Consider the following 17,424-nt stretch of genomic DNA (forward strand, 5'->3'; position numbering starts at 1 on the left):
TTCACGGAGCGGTCGGTGAAAAACGGTCCGCGCTCAGTGCCTGCCAGTGTCGTACTTGTAGGTCGCGTCGTCGGGGTCGATGCCGAACTCCTCGGCCATCTCCTCCGCGTCCTCGTCGCTCGAAGGTTCTCCCTCGCGCGGCCGGGCGTCCTTGAACCGTTCGCGGAGACGGTCGGGCATCCCGAAGGAATCGACGGCGAGCACCATCGGGATGGCGTCCGGTTCGATGTCGTCCCGTTTCGCATCGAGGCGGTCGCGGAGTTTCGACGGGAGGTCCTCGGCGTCGAGGGGTTCGAAACCGAACTGGGCGAGGTAATCGGGCACGCCGACGAGGGCGTATACCGCCTCGAAGTCGTCGTCGCTCGCCTTGTCGATGAGGCGTTCGATGACGTGCGCGCCGACGCCCTGCCCGCGCCACGATTCGACGACGCCGATGCTCGTCAGCTCACAGATTTCGGGGGCATCGTCCGGCTTGTGGATTCGAACCCGCCCGAACCCGGCCTTTTCGCCCGACGTTTCGTCCACGACGACGACGTAATCCCGGGAGCGAAAGGCGGTTTCGTCGAGCCCCATCGCCTCGATGTTGTCGAGCAACCAGACCTCCTCGCGGTTTTTAGCATCCCGGACGTACATGCCGAGAGATACGTTCGCAAGCGTCAAAAAGTCATCCGTAGGTGAACGATGAAGTGACCAGCTGAGAAATAACGACCGTTCGATGGTTCCGTCGAAGCTCACGAGACAGACAGGAGTCGCGCTCATGGTGTCGGTGGTCGCGGTTCAGTTGGCGCTCGAAGGCTACGGCATGCTCACCGACAGCGGGACCGCCGAGTTTGGAGCGCATCTCGCCTTCGCGTCTCTCTGGGTGGTGTTCGGTGGCGTAACGCTGCTCGAACGCGGCAAGACGCGGTTGTCCGTTCTCACGGCGGGGGTGCTGGTTGCGAGCGGGATGCTGGAGGGCTACTCCCTGTTCGCCTCGAACCCGATTCTCGGGGACGGGGTGGCCGAGATTGTGGCGGGCGTCGGTGCGCTCTTGTACGCCGCCGGAATGCGGAGGACGCGTTTAAAGCCCTTCCAGCGAGCGTAGTTTCTGTTCGACGTCCGGCGGCGCGGCGCTCGGCCCGTCGCGGACGCGGTGGTCGGGGACAAAAATCGGGGCGGGGTTCTCGTCGAGCGCGGTCCTGACCAGTTCCAAGTCCGCGTCCTCGGTGTGGTCGATACCGGAGGTCATCCGGGCGACGGTTTCGACGTTCACCTGCTCGCCGTAGGGGACGTTACGGACGGACTCGAGCACGCTTCGCTGGTCCGTCGGGAGGGTGAGCGCGACCTGTACGTCCGAAAAGTCGTCCTCGACGCCCTCCAGATACGCCATGATACGGTCGAGGACGGCGTGGTCTTCCAGTGCGTCGTCGTCGGGGTCGTGCGGAAACGTCACGCGCAAGACGCGCCCGCTGGCGACGCCGACCTGCACTGCTCGCTCCAAATACGGGGAGGGCTGCGCATAGATTCCGGCAGTCTCGTCCATAGCGACGGCAACGAACCTCATGACCTTCAAGATTCGTCCCGCGGACGCAAACCTTATGTACAAACTAGTCCGTTGATGTACTACAATGAACGTAGATGGTGCGCTCGCACCCGCGGTCGAATCCATCCTCCGGACCGCTCGGGAACGGACACCCGACGGGGACGCGGGGCGGGTTTCCGTGGACGCGCGTTCGTTTTCGGACGCGCTCGCGAACGCGGAGGAAAACGGACAGGTGCCGCTGCTAGCGGAGGTAAAGCCGACGAGTCCGACGACGGACGGCGAACGAACCGACGATCCGGTCGAACTGGCCGAAACGATGGTCGAAAGCGGGGCGACAGCCCTGTCGGTTCTCACGGAACCGGAGCACTTCGGCGGCAGTCCCGAGAACCTCCGTCGAATCCGCGAAGCCGTGGACGTACCGGTCCTCCGCAAGGACTTCATCGTCCGAGAGGAGCAACTGGACGCGGTGGCCGCGGACCTCGTGCTCCTCATCGTCCGCTTCGTGGACGACCTGGAGGGACTGCTTTCGGCGGCCGAAGAGCGCGGCTTTCAGGTCCTCGTCGAAGTCCACGACGGGGACGAACTCCGAGAGGCGCTCGATGCGGGAGCGACGATCATCGGCGTGAACAACCGCGACCTCGCGCGATTGGAGGTCGATTTGGGAACGTTCGAATCGGTCGCGCCCGTGGTTCCCGAGGACACGACGCTCGTCGCCGAAAGCGGCATCACGACGTCGGCGGACGTCGAACGAATGTGCGACGCCGGGGCGGACGCCCTGCTCGTCGGGAGCGCCATCATGGACGGCGACGTCGGCGAAAACACGCGGAGGTTGGTGAACGCATGAGCGATACGAACGACATGAACGGAACGAGCGGAATGAACGAGACGAAGTTCGGCGAGTACGGCGGCCAGTACGTCCCCGAAGTGCTGATGCCCGCAATCGAGGAACTCCAGTCGGCCTACGAGCGCTACGTGCTGGAGAACGAGGACGGGTTCATGGACGAGTTTCGTCGCCACCTCCGCGATTTCGGCGGCCGACCGACGCCGCTCCAGCGCGCCGACGCGTTGAGCGAGCGATACGACCGCGAGGTCTACCTGAAACGCGAGGACTTGCTTCACGGCGGGGCGCACAAACTGAACAACGCGCTCGGGCAGGTGCTACTGGCGAAGTACATGGGCAAAGAGCGCATCGTCGCCGAGACGGGCGCGGGACAGCACGGCACCGCAACCGCGATGGCCGCCTCGTACCTCGACATCGACTGCGAGGTGTTCATGGGCCGCACCGACATCAACCGCCAGCGGCCGAACGTCTTCCGGATGCGAACCCACGACGCCGAGGTGAACCCCGTCGATGTGGGTTCGGGAACGCTGAAGGAGGCCATCAACGAGACCATGCGCGACTGGGCGACGAACGTCGAGGACACCCACTACGTCATCGGGAGCGTCGTCGGCCCCCATCCGTTCCCGAAGATGGTCCGCGACTTCCAGTCGATTATCAGCGAGGAAGCCCGAGAGCAGATTCGCGAGAAGGCCGGGCGACTCCCGGATAGCGTGGTCGCCTGCGCGGGCGGCGGGTCGAACACCATGGGTGCGTTTCACAATTTCGTCGGGGATGAAGACGTCTCGCTGTTCGCCGTCGAAGCGGGCGGTTCGGGTCTGACTATCGACGAGGACGAGGGCGTCGCGCCGCACTCGGCGTCCCTCTCCTCCGGACGGGACGGCGTGCTCCACGGTGCCCGAACGAAACTGCTCCAGAGCGGGGACGGTCAAATCCTCGAATCCCACAGCGTGAGCGCGGGACTCGACTACTCCGGCGTCGGACCGGAACTCGCCCACCTCGTCGAAACGGGGCGGGTGACGCCCGTCAACGTCGGCGACGACGCGGCCCTCGAAGCCTTCCACCGACTCTCGAAACTGGAGGGAATCATCCCCGCGCTGGAGTCGAGTCACGCGGTTGCGTACTTGGAGCGCGCGGCGCAACGCGCCGCGGACGGGTCGAGCGGCGGAGCGCCGCGAGACGAAGCAGACGACCTCGGCGACCTCGTGGTCGTCAACGTCTCCGGACGCGGCGACAAGGACCTCGATACGGTCATCGAGGAGAGCGCGAAGCGTGGTATCGATGCGGCACCTGGTATGGGGGTCTTTGATGAGTAACTCCGCGTCGGACCTCGAATCCGCCTTTTTCGACGCCCCCGCGTTGATTCCGTACGTCGTCGCTGGCGACCCGGGTATCGAAGAGACGAAGGAATACGTCCGAGCGCTGGTCCGCGGCGGTGCGGACGTCATCGAACTCGGCCTGCCCTTCTCGGAACCCATCGCGGACGGGGCGACGATTCAGAACGCCATCCAGCGCGCGCTTTCCGGCGGGATGACGCCCGACGACTACCTCGAACTCGTTTCGGAGTTGGACGTGGACGTGCCCGTCGTCTGCATGACCTACTACAATCTCATCTATCAGTATGGGGGCCGCGAGGCGCAACGCGCCTCGGAACGGTCGAGCGGTGGCACACCGCGAGACGAGGAAGGCGTCGAGGGGTTCGTGTCCGCCGCCGCCGATGCCGGGGTGTCGGGACTCATCGTCCCCGACCTTCCCGTCGAGGAGAGCGGTCCGCTCCGCTTGGCGTGCGACGAGTACGGACTCGATTTGGTGTTCATCATCGCGCCGACGACGACGGACGCGCGCAAACGGCGCATCAGCGAGCGGGCCTCCGGATTCGTCTACGTGCAGGCCAGAATGGGAACGACGGGCGCACAGGCGGACGTGAGCGGCGACACCCACGACAGCCTCGCACGACTGGACGGAAGCGACCTGCCGAAAGCGGTCGGCTTCGGCGTGAGCGAGGGCGAACACGCCCGCGAAATCGTCTCGGCGGGAGCGGACGGCGTCGTCGTCGGCAGCGCGCTCGTCGATATCGTCGCGTCCGGCGAGAACGTCGCGGAGCGACTCGAATCCAAAGCCGCGGAACTCAAATCCGGGGCACGCGAAGGGGAACAAGAGATACCGGAACCGGAACGAACTTCAAACTAGCTTGCTACAGAGTCACATACAATGAACACAGGAATCACAGCGCGCCTCGACCGAATCGGGCGCGACGGACGCTACGTCATCGTCCCGATGGACCACGGAATCACACTCGGCGCGGTACGCGGCCTGAAGGACATCGAATCGACAATCGACGCGGTAACGCGGGGGGGTGCCGACGCCGTTCTCACGCAGAAGGGAATCGCGCCGCGCGTCCATCCGAACAAGAACGACGCGGGCTACATCGTCCACCTGAACGCCTCCACGACCATCGGCCCGGACTCGAACGATAAACGCATGACCGGGACGGTACAGGAGGCCATCGCGGCGGGTGCCGACGCCGTTTCGCTCCATCTCAACGTCGGCAGTAACTACGAACCCAAACAGATCACGGACCTCGCGGAGGTGTGCGACACGGCGGGCAAGTTCGGGATTCCCGTCCTCGCCATGTCCTACGCCCGCGGGCCGGGCATCGACGAACACGACGCGGAAAGCCTCGGCCACGCGGTGCGGTTGGCAGAGGAACTCGGTGCCGACGTGGTGAAGACGGCCTACAGCGGCGACGCCGAGAGCTTCGAGCACGTGGTCGAATCGACGCGCCTCCCCGTCGTCATCGCGGGCGGTGCACCCGAAGGCGACAAAGCGACCCTCGAAGCGGTCCGCGGCGCGATGGACGCTGGCGGTGCGGGCGTCTCCATCGGCCGGTCGGTCTTCCAGCACGACGACCCAGAGGCCATCGCCCGCGCCGTGACCAGCGTCGTTCACGACGACCTGTCCGCCGAGGACGCGCTGGACGAGGCGGGGCTGTCGGTCGAAGCCTGATTATAGCAGTTCGGGGAACTCCGCGAGCGACGTGAGCGTGTGCGTCGGTTCGTGGGGCGATTCCGTTCTTCGGTTTTCGTGGGGAATCCACACGGAGTCGATACCGAGCGCGTTCGCACCGGCGACGTCCGCCCGCAACGAGTCGCCCACGTGGAGCGCGTCGTCCGGTGCCACGCCAAGGTCGGTCAGCGCCTTCTCGAACGGGGCCGCGTCGGGTTTCGGCGGGACGCCGTTTCGCGGGTCCACGAAGACGAGCGTATCGAACGTGTCGGCGATGCCGAGCGCGTCCAGTTTGACGGTCTGTGTCGCCTCGTCTCCGTTCGTCACGAGACCGACGTTCGTCTCGTTGGCGGCCGCCAACGCGTCCTCGGCACCGGGTCGGAACGAAACCGCCGAGTGGTCGACGCACTCCTCGTACGCGGCGGCGAGCGCCGACGCGTGATGGTCCTCGACGCCCGCCTCGCGGGCGGCGGCGGCGAAACAGAGTTCGTAGAATTCGTGCGACGTTTCCGCGGTCGGGATGCCGTCTACCGCGTCGATGATATCGGTGACCGTGCAGTACTGTTCGACGGACGCGCGGTCGAACGCGTCCGCGAGAACCGCCTCCTCGTCCTGCTCGGAGACGCACAGCGTCGAATCGAGGTCGAAGAGAACGGCATCGAGATCAGTCATTCGTTAGTACTGTTCGAGAGTGGGACAAAAAGATATCGAGTGACGAGCGGCGCGTTCCCGTCGACGGCCGCCAACGGGGACGGTCGGCTGTAGTGGTCGTCCGCCGTGAATTCGATAGCGGGGGACGCCGAGAAGTTGCGGATTCCGCCACGTTCAAGCCGTGGGGCTACGAGCGATTCAGCATGACACGCTCCGTATGGTTGAAGGCCGACGCCTCCGTCGGCGACTGGGACACCCGGCGCAAACGAATCACGGCCGGGTTGGAAGCCGGTGTGGACTGGATTTTGGTGGACGACGGCGACGTCGAGCGCGTTCGAGAACTCGGCGAGGTGAACGTCGCGGCGTTTCGCTCCGAGGGCGACGTGCACGTCTTCGACGCCGAGGACGACGAGCGCGACCGGGCCGACGCCCGAATCGTCGGGAAGGACGGCGAGGGCGACGGAACGGTCGACCTTCCCTCGGATTTCTCCGGCTCCGCCGACCTCTCGACGCTCCGCCGGGAGGACGAAGCCGAGGGTGCCTACGTGAGAATCCTGAGCGAGGAGTACGAAGCGTTCGCCGAGGAAGCAGCCCAGGAAGCCGACTACACCATCGTCGTCGGCGAGGACTGGACCATCATCCCGCTCGAAAACCTCATCGCCCGAATCGGCGAGGAGACGGACCTCGTGGCGGGCGTCACGAACGCCGAGGAGGCCCGAACCGCGTTCGAGACGCTGGAACTCGGCGCGGACGCCGTTCTGCTCGACAGCGACAACCCGGACGAGATTCGGTCGACGGTGGAAGTGCGCGACGCCGCCGAGCGCGAAACGCTGGACTTGGAGTGGGGCGAAGTGCTCACCATCGAACAGACCGGCAGCGCGGACCGCGTGTGCGTCGATACCGGGTCACTGATGGAACACGACGAGGGCATGCTCGTCGGGTCGATGTCGCGCGGCCTCTTTTTCGTCCACGCCGAGACAGCGGAGTCGCCCTACGTCGCGTCGCGGCCGTTCCGAGTGAACGCCGGGGCGGTCCACGCCTACGTCCGCACCCCCGGCGGCGGGACGAAATACCTCGCGGAACTCCAGAGCGGCGACGAGGTGCAAGTGGTCGATACCGACGGCAAGACCCGCGAAGCGGTGGTCGGTCGGGTAAAAATCGAGAAGCGACCCATGTTCCGCCTCGAAGTCGAGACGGCGGACGGCGACCGCGTGGAGACGCTGCTCCAGAACGCGGAGACCATCAAAGTCGCCACGCCCGACGGACGGAAGGCCGTGACGGACATCGAAGTCGGCGACGAAGTGAAACTGTTCCTGGAAGGCGGCGCGCGACACTTCGGCGAGAGCGTCGAAGAGAGTATTATTGAGCAGTAGCGTCGGCGTCGAGCGGCGACGTACACCACTGACAGAAGTCGAGGTCGGCGTCCACTTTTCGTCCGCAGTTCGGACAGCGCCTCGTTCCGTCGGCCGCCTCTTGGACGGCGCGATTGTTACGAATCGCCGACCAGTAGGCGTCGAGGATGTTACACAGCGAGACGAACAGGACGGGGAGGGTCTGCTGTATGTCGATGTTTTCGCTCGCCTGCATGTAGCCGGACCAGCCGCCGTTTTGGACCGCCTGTACCATCTCCGGGGGGATGAACAGGTAAGCGGTGAGGAACGCGAACCCGAACCAGAGGAACGCGCGAAGCCACTCCCGGAGGTAGAGATGGCCCGCTCCGGGGTAAATGAACGCGAACAGAGCCGCGAGCCACGGGCGCTTTTTGTTCCGTGTCACTAGTCGTTGATAGCTGGTCGAGCGTGTTAAACCCTTCCGATGCGGCGTTTTAACGGGAATCCGCCGAGGCGGTCAGTTACTGCGCAGTTCGTCGACGAGTTGCGAGAGCGTGGCCAAGTCGTACTGACCGGGTGCGGTCGCGTCCGCCGGTTCGAGGGGCGCGTAGCCGATTTTCGACCCGTACAGCGGAGCGACGGCCCGCGAGTGACGGCCGACTTCGCCCATCGCCATCGTCGCGACGGTTTGCCCCCGCTCCGTGAGGAGGTTCGTGACGCGGAACAGGTCGAGCACGTCGGACTCGGACTGGGCGGTGACGGCGAGTTTGCCCACGTCGGCGTGGTCGGTGCAGTTTTCGAGCAGTTCGCGCATCCGTCGCTGCGACGGCGTTTCCTCGAAATCGTGAACCGAAGCGACAACGAGCACGTCGTTGTTCCGCGCGTGCTCGGCGAGGTCCCGTCCGGGTCCCGTAAACAGCGTCTCCAGTTCGAGGTCGATAGCGTCCACCGCCGGGTGGTCGGTCGCCTCGCGGAGGGCATCGAGTCGCTCGTCGCCGGTCGCCTCGCCGCCTTCCCACTCGGCGCGATTCGTGGCGAGGACGGGCAGTTCGCCGTCGTAGGCGGACAGCATCGAAAGCGGGTCGTCCGCGAGGTCCATCCGGAACTCGACGATATCGGCGTGTTCACGGGCGGGGGGTTCGTCGCCGAGGTCGGCCGTGCTCACAGCGAGCGAAAAGGAATTGACGTCCATATCCGCGACTTCGACCCGCCGAATAAAAGGTTACTCGGAATAGGGTTCGTGAGTGACGAAGAATCCGGTGCCGTCCCGTTCCACGTCGTTCACGGCGTACAACCGGATGTCGCGCTCTTGGGCCGTCTTGACGGGGAAACCGTAGTACGTGGCGTCGTACTTGAGGTCGCCGCCGTGGTCGCTCACGAACGCCCGATGGTCGTCGAGTCGCCGGGAGACGACGTTTCGGGAGAGTTCCGGCGCGGTTTCGGCCCGCTCCGCGAACAGTTCGACGAAATCGGATTCGAGTTCGTAGCCGACCGAGTTTCGACCCGCGACCATCGCGGCGAGCGAGGTCGTTCCCGTCCCCCAAAACGGGTCGAGAACAGTGTCGCCGTAGACGGAGAACATCGAGATGAGCCGATACGGCAGTTCGAAGGGAAACGCCGCCGAACGCTCGCGGAGGTCGCCGTGGTCGAGCAGTTGCTCCTCGCCGCGAACGTCCGTCCAGAGGTCGGAAAACCACTCGTTTCGCTCCTCCCAGAAGTACGAAGACTCGTAGCGATGGTCGACGCCCGGTTCGAACGCGCGGGTGTCGCCGTTCCGGAAGACGAGGAGGTATTCGTGTTCGAGCGCGGCGTAGGCGTTCGGCGGGAGCATCCCCGACCCCATGAACTTCGTCAGGCGGTTCGAGGGTTTGCGCCAGAGGATGTCGGGAAGGGACTTCAGACCGCGCTCCCGGAGGTCGCGGAGAACGTGGGCGTGGTTCGGAAACGACTGAAACGTCCCGTCCACCTTGCGGGTGGCGTCGCCGACGTTTATCACCGCAATGCCGCCGGGTTTCAGCACGCGAACGAGTTCGGCCCAAACGGCGTCGAGTTCGTCGTGCATAAACTCGAACGCCGCGTCACCGTCGCCCGCCGAAAGCGCCGCCTCGATTTCGGGATTCGCGTCGGCGAAGAGGTCGTCCCACATCTCTATCATCGGATAGGGGGGAGAAGTGACAACGAGGTCTATCGAATCGTCGGGAAGCGAGGTATCGCGCGCGTCACCGACGTGAATCTCGTGCTCGGTTTCCATTGCGGTAGCTTTCTGAAGCTATCGGCGCAAGATAAAAACCTCTTTTCAAACGCGTCTACAGCGCGACGGTTCCTTCTTCGGCTTCGAGCAGTTCGTGATATCGGTTGCGAATCGTGACCTCGCTGATGTCGGCCACGTCGCTGACCTCGGCCTGCGTCGTCTTCTCGTTGGTCAGGAGCGCGGCGGCGTAGACGGCGGCCGCGGCGAGGCCGACTGGCGATTTACCGCTGTGGACGCCCTGTTCTTTCGCGTTACGGAGGAGTTCGCGGGCGCGGTGTTCGGCTTCGTCGGAGAGTTCGAGCCCGGACGCGAATCGCGGGACGTAGCTCTCGGGGTCGGCGGGTTTGACTTCGAGGCTGAGTTCGCGCACGACGTAGCGGTAGGTTCGCGCCACTTCGCTTTTGTCGACGCGGCTGACCTCGGTGATTTCGTCGAGGCTCCGCGGGACACCGGCCTGTCGGGCGGCGGCGTACACACACGAGGTCGAGACGCCCTCGATGGAACGACCCGGCAGGAGGTCCTCGTTCAGCGCGCGGCGGTAGATGACGCTGGCCATCTCGCGCACGTTGTCCGGGAGGCCGAGCGCGCTGGCCATCCGGTCGATTTCGCCGAGCGCCTGCTTGAGGTTCCGTTCCTTGCTGTCGCGGGTGCGGAAGCGCTCGTTCCACTTGCGGAGTCGCTGCATCTTCTCGCGCTGGCGGGAACCGAGCGAGTTGCCGTAGGCGTCCTTGTTCCGCCAGTCGATGTTGGTCGACAGCCCCTTGTCGTGCATCGTGTTCGTCGTCGGCGCGCCGACGCGGGACTTCTCGTTTTTCTCCTTCGCGTCGAAGGCTCGCCACTCCGGGCCGCGGTCCACGTTGTCCACCTCGACGACCAGACCGCAGTCCTCGCAGATGGTTTCGCCGTGACCGGAGTCGGCGATGAGCTTACCGCTACATTCGGGGCAGTTCCGTCCCTTCTGCCCGCTTTTCTCTACTTCTGTTTCTTCGCTTCTCGTTCGGATAGTCGTGTTTTGCATGTGCAATACCTCCTCGGTGGGAGAGCGCGTCAGCTACCGGGCAGGTGAATCCTGAAAAACCCGGGCACCGCTAGTCTTAACACGTCGTTAGGACGAAAGGTACTTAAACGATTCGTTTTTCGACCGTGTTGAGTTCGTGAAACACTCACACACGCCGTGAAATAGCCGTCCAGCGTCAGGCCAGCGAAATATTTAAGAATGGGTTTCGACGAGGTAACGAAACGTTTACTCGCTCCCGACCGAACCGCGGGGTGATGGTTTCGAACCGCGTCGTCTCTCTCGCGCCGAGCGTCACCGAAATCTGTCGGGCGCTCGATGCAACGGACCGACTCGTCGGCGTCACCCACCACTGCCGACTCGACGTCCCCGCGGTCGGCGGCTGGCTGAACCCGGATTTCGATGCGGTCGAGGCGCGCGACCCCGACCTCGTTCTAACGACCGACGCGTTGCAGGCGGACGTGCGCGACGACCTCCGGGACCGCGGGCATCGCGTCGTCCACGTCGAACCGGAAACGCTCCACGAAGTCGTCGAATCGTTCGCCACGGTGGGACGCGCCATCGGGAAACCGACCGCGGGCCGCGCCCTCGCGCGGCGCGCTCGGAGTCGAATCGAGCGGGTTCGCCGACAGGTCGCCGATGAGCGACACCCGGTCGTCTACTGCGAGGAGTGGTCCGACCCGCCCACCGCGGCCGGAAACTGGGTGCCCGACGCGGTTCGGACCGCTGGCGGCGAGTACCCGTTCGTGTCGTCGGGTGAGCGCTCCCACCGAGTCGGGTCGGACGCCATCGAGGACGCGGAACCGGAACACGTCTTCCTCCACGTGTGCGGCCGGGGCGAGCGAAGCGACCCCGAAACCGTGCTATGCCGCGACTGGGACGTTCCCGCACTCGAAACGGGGCGCGTCCACGTCCTCGACGACTCCCTGCTGAATCAGCCGAGTCCGCGACTCCTCGACGGCATCGAGACGATGGCGCGAACGCTCCACCCGGACGCGGTGGAGTAGCAACGTCCAAGTACGGACGGAAAGGAAAGCCACCATGCACGTCGGCGTCGGCAGTGGAAATCCGGTGAAGGTAGCCGCGGTGGAGTCCGCCCTCGGCGGACGACTCGGCGCGCGGGTCGAATCCGTCCCCGTCGAGTCGGGCGTCGCGGAACAGCCGTTCGGCGAAGCGGAGACGGTAGCGGGCGCGGAGAACCGCGCTCGGAGAGTCAGGGTGGCGGGGAACGGATACGAACTGGGCGTCGGACTGGAGGGCGGCGTCGCCGAGGTTCCCGGAACCGACGGCCTCTATCTCATCATGTGGGCCGCCGTGACCGACGGCGAGACGATGGGACGCGGCGCGGGGCCGCGGCTTCGGCTCCCGGAACCCGTCACCCGTCGAATCCGGGACGGAGATGAACTCGGCCCCGTGATGGACGACGTTCTGGGGGAAGACGACGTGGCGAAAAAGCAGGGCGCGGCGGGCGCGCTCACGGACGGAATCATCGACCGGCAAGAAGCGTTAGAACAGGCGGTCGCCGGGGCGCTCGCCCCGTTCGTCACCGATTTCTATACGTCGTCAGTCGTCGAGTGAAGCGGGTTCCTCGACGGACACGTCGCGTCCCTCCTCGACCGCTTGGGTCAACGAGACGTTGAGCGAGAACATCGACCCGACGCCGCCGACGAGCGTGACGATGTTCTTCACAGCGTGGTCGAGGATGGCCGCACCGAGGGCCACTTCCCACGAAATCGGCGTCAGACCCGCAACGAAGACCGTGAACGCGGCCTCGTACAGGCCGACACCGCCGGGCGAGAGCGGGAGCACCTTGGCGAGGTTGCCGACGCTCACCGCGAAGAAACCGATGGCGACCAACGTGACGGGGTTGAGCGACACCTTCGGGAACGCCGTGAGGACGAGGATGGCCGTCAGCACGTCGAGCGACCAGATGGCGAGGCTGCTCGCGCCGACGCGGGCGAAGGCCGTCCGGTCGCTCGCGACGGTCTGCACGTCTCCGGTGAACCGCTCGACGATGCCCGCGATGTGGTTCGCGTAGGAGTCCGAACTGATTTTCGTCACGAACGAGCGGACGAAGTTGCTGTCGGAGCGGGCGCTGGCGACGATGATGCCGACCGCCGCGATGGCGGCAACGCCGACACCCGCCGCGACGTAGACCGCGGTTCGTGCGGCCTCGGCGTGCTGTGCGCCGGTGACGGCCTGCACGATGTCGGCCGCCTGTCCCGTCACGGTCAGTCCGATGAGGACGACCCCGGCGAGGACGGTTATCGTCAGCAGGTCGAAGACCCGTTCGACCGCGAGCGACGCGAAGCCGGACGGGTACGGGATGTTGCGGCGGGCCTTCATCACGTAGGCGCGCACGCCGTCACCGAGTCGCGCGGGGAACACGAGGTTCCCGGTCTGGCTGATGAATATCGCGCCCGTGAGGAACCCGACGCTTTCCGTGAATCCGAGTTCTTCGAGGATGTTCTTGTACCGCGCACCGCGAAGCGGCCACGAAAAGACGTAAATCAAGGCCGCGACACCGACGAGCGCGAGGTTCGCGCTCTCCATCTGGGTGAGGACTTTCCCCAGCGGGAGGTATTTTCCCATCAGCGCGACGGCGATGATGGTCAACAGGACGCCGACGGCCATGGAGACGCTCCGGGTGATACGCGGTTCGACGGAGAACTCCCACCAGCAGCGACCTATCTGGCTCCCCATCCCGAACACGTCCCGAACGAGGTCCACCTTCGTGTCGCCCTTCGGCGTCCAGTCCACCGAGAACTCCTTGATTTCGTATCCCTTGCGCTGTGCGCGAACGAGGACTTCCGTGTCCCAGAACCAGTGTTTGTCCTCGACGTCGGCCAGCACGTCGAACAGGGCGGTCCGGTCGAACGCCTTGAATCCGCACTGGTGGTCGCGCAGGTCGGACTGAAGAAATAGTCGTGTCAGTCCGTTGAATCCGCGACTCGCAACGTCACGTTTCGCCGGACGGTCGGCGACGTTTTCGGGCATCCAACGCGACCCCGTGGCGAAGTCGTACTCGCCGGAGCGAACGCTCTCGACCAACTCCTCCAAGTGCCGCATGTCCGTCGCCAAGTCCGTATCGAAGTAGACCAGCGTCTCCCCGTTCGCGGACTCGAACGCCCGATTCAGTGCTCCCCCACGTCCCAACCGTTCGTCGCTGTGAAAGTGGCGGACGCGTTCGTCCTGCGCCGCCATTCGGTCCGCGATTTCCGGCGTCCGGTCGTCACAGCCATCTTCGGCAACGATTACCTCGAAGCTATTTGGAGGGAGAAACGATTCCAATGTGTCGAGAGTCGTCTCGACGGTGTTCTCTATCGTCGCCTCCTCGTTGTACGACGGAAGGACGACGCTCACCTCTACAGAACCACCGCTCATTATGAAACTGTCTCACCCTCGCACCGTAAGTAGCTTCTGGGCCATGACTGTCAGGATTGCACGTGTGAACCCGCCTACAACCGAGCGTTAACCAACCGTACCAACCACCCCCACGGGAGGAATTATATTCACAAGAATTGAGAGAGAAATCACAAGACGGCGTTGCGTTAACCACTCGTACCAAACCCACTAAGGTCGTCACCTCCCACTATAGAAGTATGAGCACCACCACTGCTGGCACTACCACGCTTACTGACAAACAACAGCGTATCCTCCGGTACCTTCGTGAAAACGGAGCGACAAAAACGTACTTCAAATCCCGGCTCATCGGCGACGAACTCGGACTCACCGCGAAGGAAGTCGGCACGAACATGACCGCCATCGCGGACGGAAACTTCGACGTCGAAGTCGAGAAGTGGGGGTACTCCTCCTCGACGACGTGGAAAGTCAGCGCCTGAGCGAGAACGCGTCGCCCCAGTGGGTTTCATCGTCGATATCGTCGGAACTGTCATCCATCCGTTTCGTCAGACCTGCTTTTATTGGCACGATTTTACCGACATCGATACGGTCGTCTAGTCGGTTCTTCGTCTCATCTCGAACCGGTCAACTCGAACCAATCGAACGGATAGAGATGTTCGAGAGTCGAACGGAAACGCCGGATTTCACGGGTCGAACGATATCAGATTCGCCGCCTCGCCCGCGAACTGTTCCGCGTTCGCGTCGAACGAGTCGGCGTACCGAACGAGCAACGTGATGAGCGTCTCCGGATGTCGGACGGCGTATCCGTCCTCACGCGAGAGCAGTCCCTTCTCGTCCAAATCGGCGGCGTACTTGCTCACCGTGGGCCGCGAAACGTCGAGCGCGGCCGCGACGTCGCCGCCGGTGGCGTCGGGGTTGCGGAGGAGTTCTATCAGCATGCCCCGCGGCGTGTCGCGTCGGAGGTAACTCAACGCGACCTGCTCGAACGCGGAGAACTTCCCGGCGGGAAAAAACCGCCGGTAATCGCCGTCCCGGTGGCTCTCAACGACGCCGAGTTCGACGAGCTGTCGCAAGTGATGTTGCGTCTCGCCGGTTCCAAGTTGGAGGTCGTCGCGTACCTTCGAAAAGTGTGCGCCCGGTGTCGTCGTCACGTAGCCCGCAATCGCGTCGCGGGCTTCGCTTCGCTCGCCGCTGTGATTCCCATCAGCGAGCTTCGTCAATGGCGTTGCCGCTCCCAAAACCGCGAAACGGCGGAGCGTCGCACGCTTATTTTCATCGACGTTCCCGGGCTGAACCATCTACACATCCGTACAACTGGGGAACGTAAAACAGCTTCGCTTGACAGACAGTTACAATGGCCGAACGGTCGGACCGAAAACGAGTCGAACGGTGGAGGGCTGTTATTCGACTTCGGTTTCGAGTTCGCTTTCAGACTCCGAGTCGGGCGACTCTTCTTGGGGGGACTTCATCTCGGCGTCCATCTCCGAGATAACTTCGTCGGCGCTCTTGATGTTCGCCTTGTCCTCTCCCTCTTTGATGGCCTGTGCTTCCTTTTCCATCGCTTCGACGTCCATCTCGGCTTCCTCGTCTATCTGGCCGAGGATTTCGTCGATGTCGTCGAGTCCGAGCAGTTCGCGGGTCTCGGAATCGAAGTCGAGGCTCTCCAAGTCCTGCTTGTCGTCGATGGCGACGTCGCTGCCGGTGAGGTGTTTGCCGTAGCGGCCGACGAGCGAGGAGAGTTCCTGCGGCAGGACGAACGTCGTGGACTCGCCCTCGCCGATGGCTTGGAGCGTCTCCATTCCCTTCTCGATGACGGCCCGTTCGCCCATCGATTCGGCGGATTTCGCTCGAAGCACGGTCGACACCGAGTCACCCTGCGCTTCGAGAATCTGGCTCTGTTTCTCACCTTGCGCGCGGATGATGTTCGACTGCTTGTCACCCTCCGCTTTCTCGATGGCGCTCCGGCGTTCACCTTGCGCTTCGAGAATCATGGCGCGGCGCTTCCGTTCGGCGCTGGTCTGTTGCTCCATCGCCTGCTGGACGTCCTTGGACGGGTTGACTTCACGGACTTCGACGCTCTCGACGCGAATCCCCCACTCGTCCGTGGGTTCGTCGAGTTCGCGGCGGATTTTCGCGTTGATCTCCTGGCGCTTGTTGAGCGTGTCGTCGAGTTCCATGTCACCGAGGACGGCACGGAGCGTCGTCTGGGCGAGGTTCGAGACGGCGCGTTTGTAATCCTCGACTTCGAGGAACGCCTTCTTCGCGTCCATCACCTTGATGTAGACCACGGCGTCGGCGGTCACGGGCGAGTTGTCGCGCGTGATGGCTTCCTGGCGCGGCACGTCGAGCGTCTGTGTCCGCATATCGAAGCGATAGGTTTTGCTAACGAACGGCGGAACGAAGTTGATACCCGGTTCGAGTAGTTTACGGTACTCACCGAAGACGGTCAGCGCTCGCTTTTCCGTCGCTTGAACGATTTCGACTGCCTGCCAGATGGTGACGACGGCGAGCAGTAACAACAACAGTGCGACTATCATAAACCCCCCAGTCATGGGGGCGCTCTGCAGGGGTATTGTGGGCAGCATTACGTTCGGATGTTGGGAGAGATACTTGTTAAGTATTCTGCTACTTTATCCCATATTATTCGACACGAAAGGGAGAGATAATTACAGTTCTTCCGTCTCCTTCTCTTTGCCCGCTCGTTCACGCGCGAGTTCGCGGTCGATGGCGTCCTCGATGAAATCGATGGGTTCGACCGTGACGACGTTGCCGCCGCCGGGGTCGATGACCATCACTTCCGTCCCCTCGGGAATTTCACCGTCCATCGACCGAGCGGCGAAGTAGGGGTTGAAGCCGCCGCCTTCCAGTTTCACCTGTCCGCCCGAGCGCGTGACGCGTTCGGTGACGTGCCCGGTCGTTCCTTTCAGCGAATCGGAGTCCTTCGTTCGACCGGAGCCTTTGCCACCGTACAGGTCGAGGTTCCGATAGCCGTAGAACGCGAGCGCGCCGAACGCGAGAACGAGGAACGAGAGCACGAACGGCTGGGCGAGCGGCGGAAAGAGGAGGGCGAGCAATCCGGCGAGGAGGAGGGCGATACCGACCACGATGAAGTGTGCACCGGGGATGAGCGCCTCCGCGAACGCGAGCCCTGCACCCGCGATGACGAGTAAAAGCGCAAGCGAATCGAAGGGCGATGCCATGGGTGGGCCTTGGTGTCGAACGATTAAGGGTTTGTGGGTTAGGCGACGCCGGTGACGTGGAGAAACATGAAAACGACGGTCAGGACACCGAGCAACACGAACAGCACGTTCTCCGCCGAAGGGGACCCCGGTTCGAGGGGTTCGCTCTCGGCGAAAACGTCGGGCGACGCGTCGTCGGCATCCTCACCAACATCGTCCACGTCGTACTTCCAGTCGGACATACGTCAGGATACGGGTCCGGTGACCA

At 63.8% G+C, this 17,424-nt stretch carries 21 protein-coding genes; 9 read left to right on the plus strand and 12 right to left on the minus strand.

Translation table 11 applies throughout. The features are described 5' to 3' along the window. Nucleotides 1-33: 33 nt before the first annotated feature. The gene (locus V5735_RS08390) at nt 34-633 is read right to left on the minus strand and encodes a GNAT family N-acetyltransferase (RefSeq protein ID WP_423745949.1); all 600 of its coding nucleotides are present in this window, start codon (nt 631-633) and stop codon (nt 34-36) included. A gap of 82 nt (nt 634-715) precedes the next feature. On the opposite strand from V5735_RS08390, the gene V5735_RS08395 reads away from it, so the two are divergent. Next, the gene (locus V5735_RS08395) at nt 716-1,084 is read left to right on the plus strand and encodes a hypothetical protein (protein ID WP_423745950.1); all 369 of its coding nucleotides are present in this window, start codon (nt 716-718) and stop codon (nt 1,082-1,084) included. Here the strand turns inward: V5735_RS08395 and V5735_RS08400 are convergent. Next, nucleotides 1,061-1,522: an MGMT family protein gene (locus V5735_RS08400; RefSeq protein WP_423745951.1), complete on the minus strand. Its 462-nt coding sequence runs from the start codon at nt 1,520-1,522 to the stop codon at nt 1,061-1,063. The genes V5735_RS08395 and V5735_RS08400 overlap by 24 nt on opposite strands. An 85-nt stretch (nt 1,523-1,607) precedes the next feature. On the opposite strand from V5735_RS08400, the gene trpC reads away from it, so the two are divergent. Genes trpC through V5735_RS08420 form a run of 4 tightly spaced genes read left to right on the plus strand, consistent with a single transcriptional unit; the run spans nt 1,608 to nt 5,366 of the window. Beyond that, nucleotides 1,608-2,366 carry an indole-3-glycerol phosphate synthase gene (trpC, locus tag V5735_RS08405; protein ID WP_423745952.1) on the plus strand — a complete coding sequence of 253 codons (759 nt, stop codon included), beginning with the start codon at nt 1,608-1,610 and terminating at the stop codon, nt 2,364-2,366. Continuing rightward, on the plus strand, nt 2,363-3,676 hold the full coding sequence (gene trpB / locus V5735_RS08410) for a tryptophan synthase subunit beta (RefSeq protein WP_423745953.1): 1,314 nt from the start codon (nt 2,363-2,365) through the stop codon (nt 3,674-3,676). Before trpC ends, trpB begins: the two co-directional genes overlap by 4 nt. Next, nucleotides 3,669-4,550 (plus strand): tryptophan synthase subunit alpha, encoded by an 882-nt coding sequence (gene trpA, locus V5735_RS08415; protein ID WP_423745954.1) that lies wholly within the window; start codon nt 3,669-3,671, stop codon nt 4,548-4,550. Before trpB ends, trpA begins: the two co-directional genes overlap by 8 nt. 21 nt (nt 4,551-4,571) lie before the next feature. Further along, nucleotides 4,572-5,366, plus strand: coding sequence for a 2-amino-3,7-dideoxy-D-threo-hept-6-ulosonate synthase (locus V5735_RS08420; protein WP_423745955.1), 795 nt, complete (start codon nt 4,572-4,574; stop codon nt 5,364-5,366). Here V5735_RS08420 and V5735_RS08425 read toward each other — a convergent pair whose 3' ends face one another. Beyond that, nucleotides 5,367-6,038, minus strand: a complete 672-nt coding sequence (locus V5735_RS08425) for an HAD family hydrolase (RefSeq protein ID WP_423745956.1) — start codon at nt 6,036-6,038, stop codon at nt 5,367-5,369. Between the two features lie 182 nt (nt 6,039-6,220). Here V5735_RS08425 and V5735_RS08430 point away from each other — a divergent pair, with 182 nt between their 5' ends. Further along, a complete protein-coding gene (locus tag V5735_RS08430) occupies nt 6,221-7,390 on the plus strand; it encodes a 3-dehydroquinate synthase II (protein ID WP_423745957.1) in 1,170 nt (389 codons plus the stop codon). On the opposite strand, the gene V5735_RS08435 is transcribed toward V5735_RS08430, so the two are convergent. The 4 genes from V5735_RS08435 to V5735_RS08450 all read right to left on the minus strand — a co-directional run bounded on the left by V5735_RS08435 (nt 7,377) and on the right by V5735_RS08450 (nt 10,617). After that, a complete protein-coding gene (locus V5735_RS08435; RefSeq protein WP_423745958.1) occupies nt 7,377-7,793 on the minus strand; it encodes a DUF7575 domain-containing protein in 417 nt (138 codons plus the stop codon). The two genes, V5735_RS08430 and V5735_RS08435, sit on opposite strands and share 14 nt — an antisense overlap. A 72-nt stretch (nt 7,794-7,865) precedes the next feature. Further along, on the minus strand, nt 7,866-8,540 hold the full coding sequence (locus V5735_RS08440) for a type I 3-dehydroquinate dehydratase (RefSeq protein WP_423745959.1): 675 nt from the start codon (nt 8,538-8,540) through the stop codon (nt 7,866-7,868). 30 nt (nt 8,541-8,570) lie between these two features. Beyond that, nucleotides 8,571-9,599: a DNA-methyltransferase gene (locus V5735_RS08445; protein WP_423745960.1), complete on the minus strand. Its 1,029-nt coding sequence runs from the start codon at nt 9,597-9,599 to the stop codon at nt 8,571-8,573. 55 nt (nt 9,600-9,654) lie between these two features. Beyond that, the gene (locus tag V5735_RS08450) at nt 9,655-10,617 is read right to left on the minus strand and encodes a transcription initiation factor IIB (protein WP_423745961.1); all 963 of its coding nucleotides are present in this window, start codon (nt 10,615-10,617) and stop codon (nt 9,655-9,657) included. Between the two features lie 254 nt (nt 10,618-10,871). On the opposite strand from V5735_RS08450, the gene V5735_RS08455 reads away from it, so the two are divergent. Both V5735_RS08455 and yjjX read left to right on the plus strand, forming a co-directional pair. After that, nucleotides 10,872-11,621: a helical backbone metal receptor gene (locus V5735_RS08455; RefSeq protein ID WP_423745962.1), complete on the plus strand. Its 750-nt coding sequence runs from the start codon at nt 10,872-10,874 to the stop codon at nt 11,619-11,621. A 34-nt stretch (nt 11,622-11,655) separates the two neighbouring features. Beyond that, nucleotides 11,656-12,192, plus strand: a complete 537-nt coding sequence (gene yjjX, locus V5735_RS08460) for an inosine/xanthosine triphosphatase (RefSeq protein WP_423745963.1) — start codon at nt 11,656-11,658, stop codon at nt 12,190-12,192. Here the strand turns inward: yjjX and V5735_RS08465 are convergent. Next, a complete protein-coding gene (locus V5735_RS08465) occupies nt 12,178-13,998 on the minus strand; it encodes a flippase-like domain-containing protein (protein WP_423745964.1) in 1,821 nt (606 codons plus the stop codon). The genes yjjX and V5735_RS08465 overlap by 15 nt on opposite strands. Before the next feature lie 218 nt (nt 13,999-14,216). Between V5735_RS08465 and V5735_RS08470 the strand changes: the two genes are divergently transcribed. Beyond that, a complete protein-coding gene (locus V5735_RS08470) occupies nt 14,217-14,456 on the plus strand; it encodes a DUF7123 family protein (protein WP_395281535.1) in 240 nt (79 codons plus the stop codon). A gap of 204 nt (nt 14,457-14,660) precedes the next feature. On the opposite strand, the gene V5735_RS08475 is transcribed toward V5735_RS08470, so the two are convergent. The 4 genes from V5735_RS08475 to V5735_RS08490 form a co-directional block, all read right to left on the minus strand. Then, entirely contained in the window at nt 14,661-15,275 is a 615-nt protein-coding gene (locus V5735_RS08475) for a winged helix-turn-helix transcriptional regulator (protein ID WP_423745965.1), read from the minus strand. A 102-nt stretch (nt 15,276-15,377) separates the two neighbouring features. Then, nucleotides 15,378-16,514: an SPFH domain-containing protein gene (locus tag V5735_RS08480; RefSeq protein WP_423745966.1), complete on the minus strand. Its 1,137-nt coding sequence runs from the start codon at nt 16,512-16,514 to the stop codon at nt 15,378-15,380. A 129-nt stretch (nt 16,515-16,643) separates the two neighbouring features. Further along, nucleotides 16,644-17,177 carry an NfeD family protein gene (locus tag V5735_RS08485; RefSeq protein WP_423745967.1) on the minus strand — a complete coding sequence of 178 codons (534 nt, stop codon included), beginning with the start codon at nt 17,175-17,177 and terminating at the stop codon, nt 16,644-16,646. A gap of 38 nt (nt 17,178-17,215) precedes the next feature. After that, the gene (locus tag V5735_RS08490; protein WP_007979533.1) at nt 17,216-17,398 is read right to left on the minus strand and encodes a DUF7312 domain-containing protein; all 183 of its coding nucleotides are present in this window, start codon (nt 17,396-17,398) and stop codon (nt 17,216-17,218) included. Between the last annotated feature and the right edge of the window lie 26 nt (nt 17,399-17,424).

The sequence above is a fragment of the Haladaptatus sp. SPP-AMP-3 genome (assembly GCF_049568665.1).
Lineage (GTDB): Archaea > Halobacteriota > Halobacteria > Halobacteriales > Haladaptataceae > Haladaptatus > Haladaptatus paucihalophilus.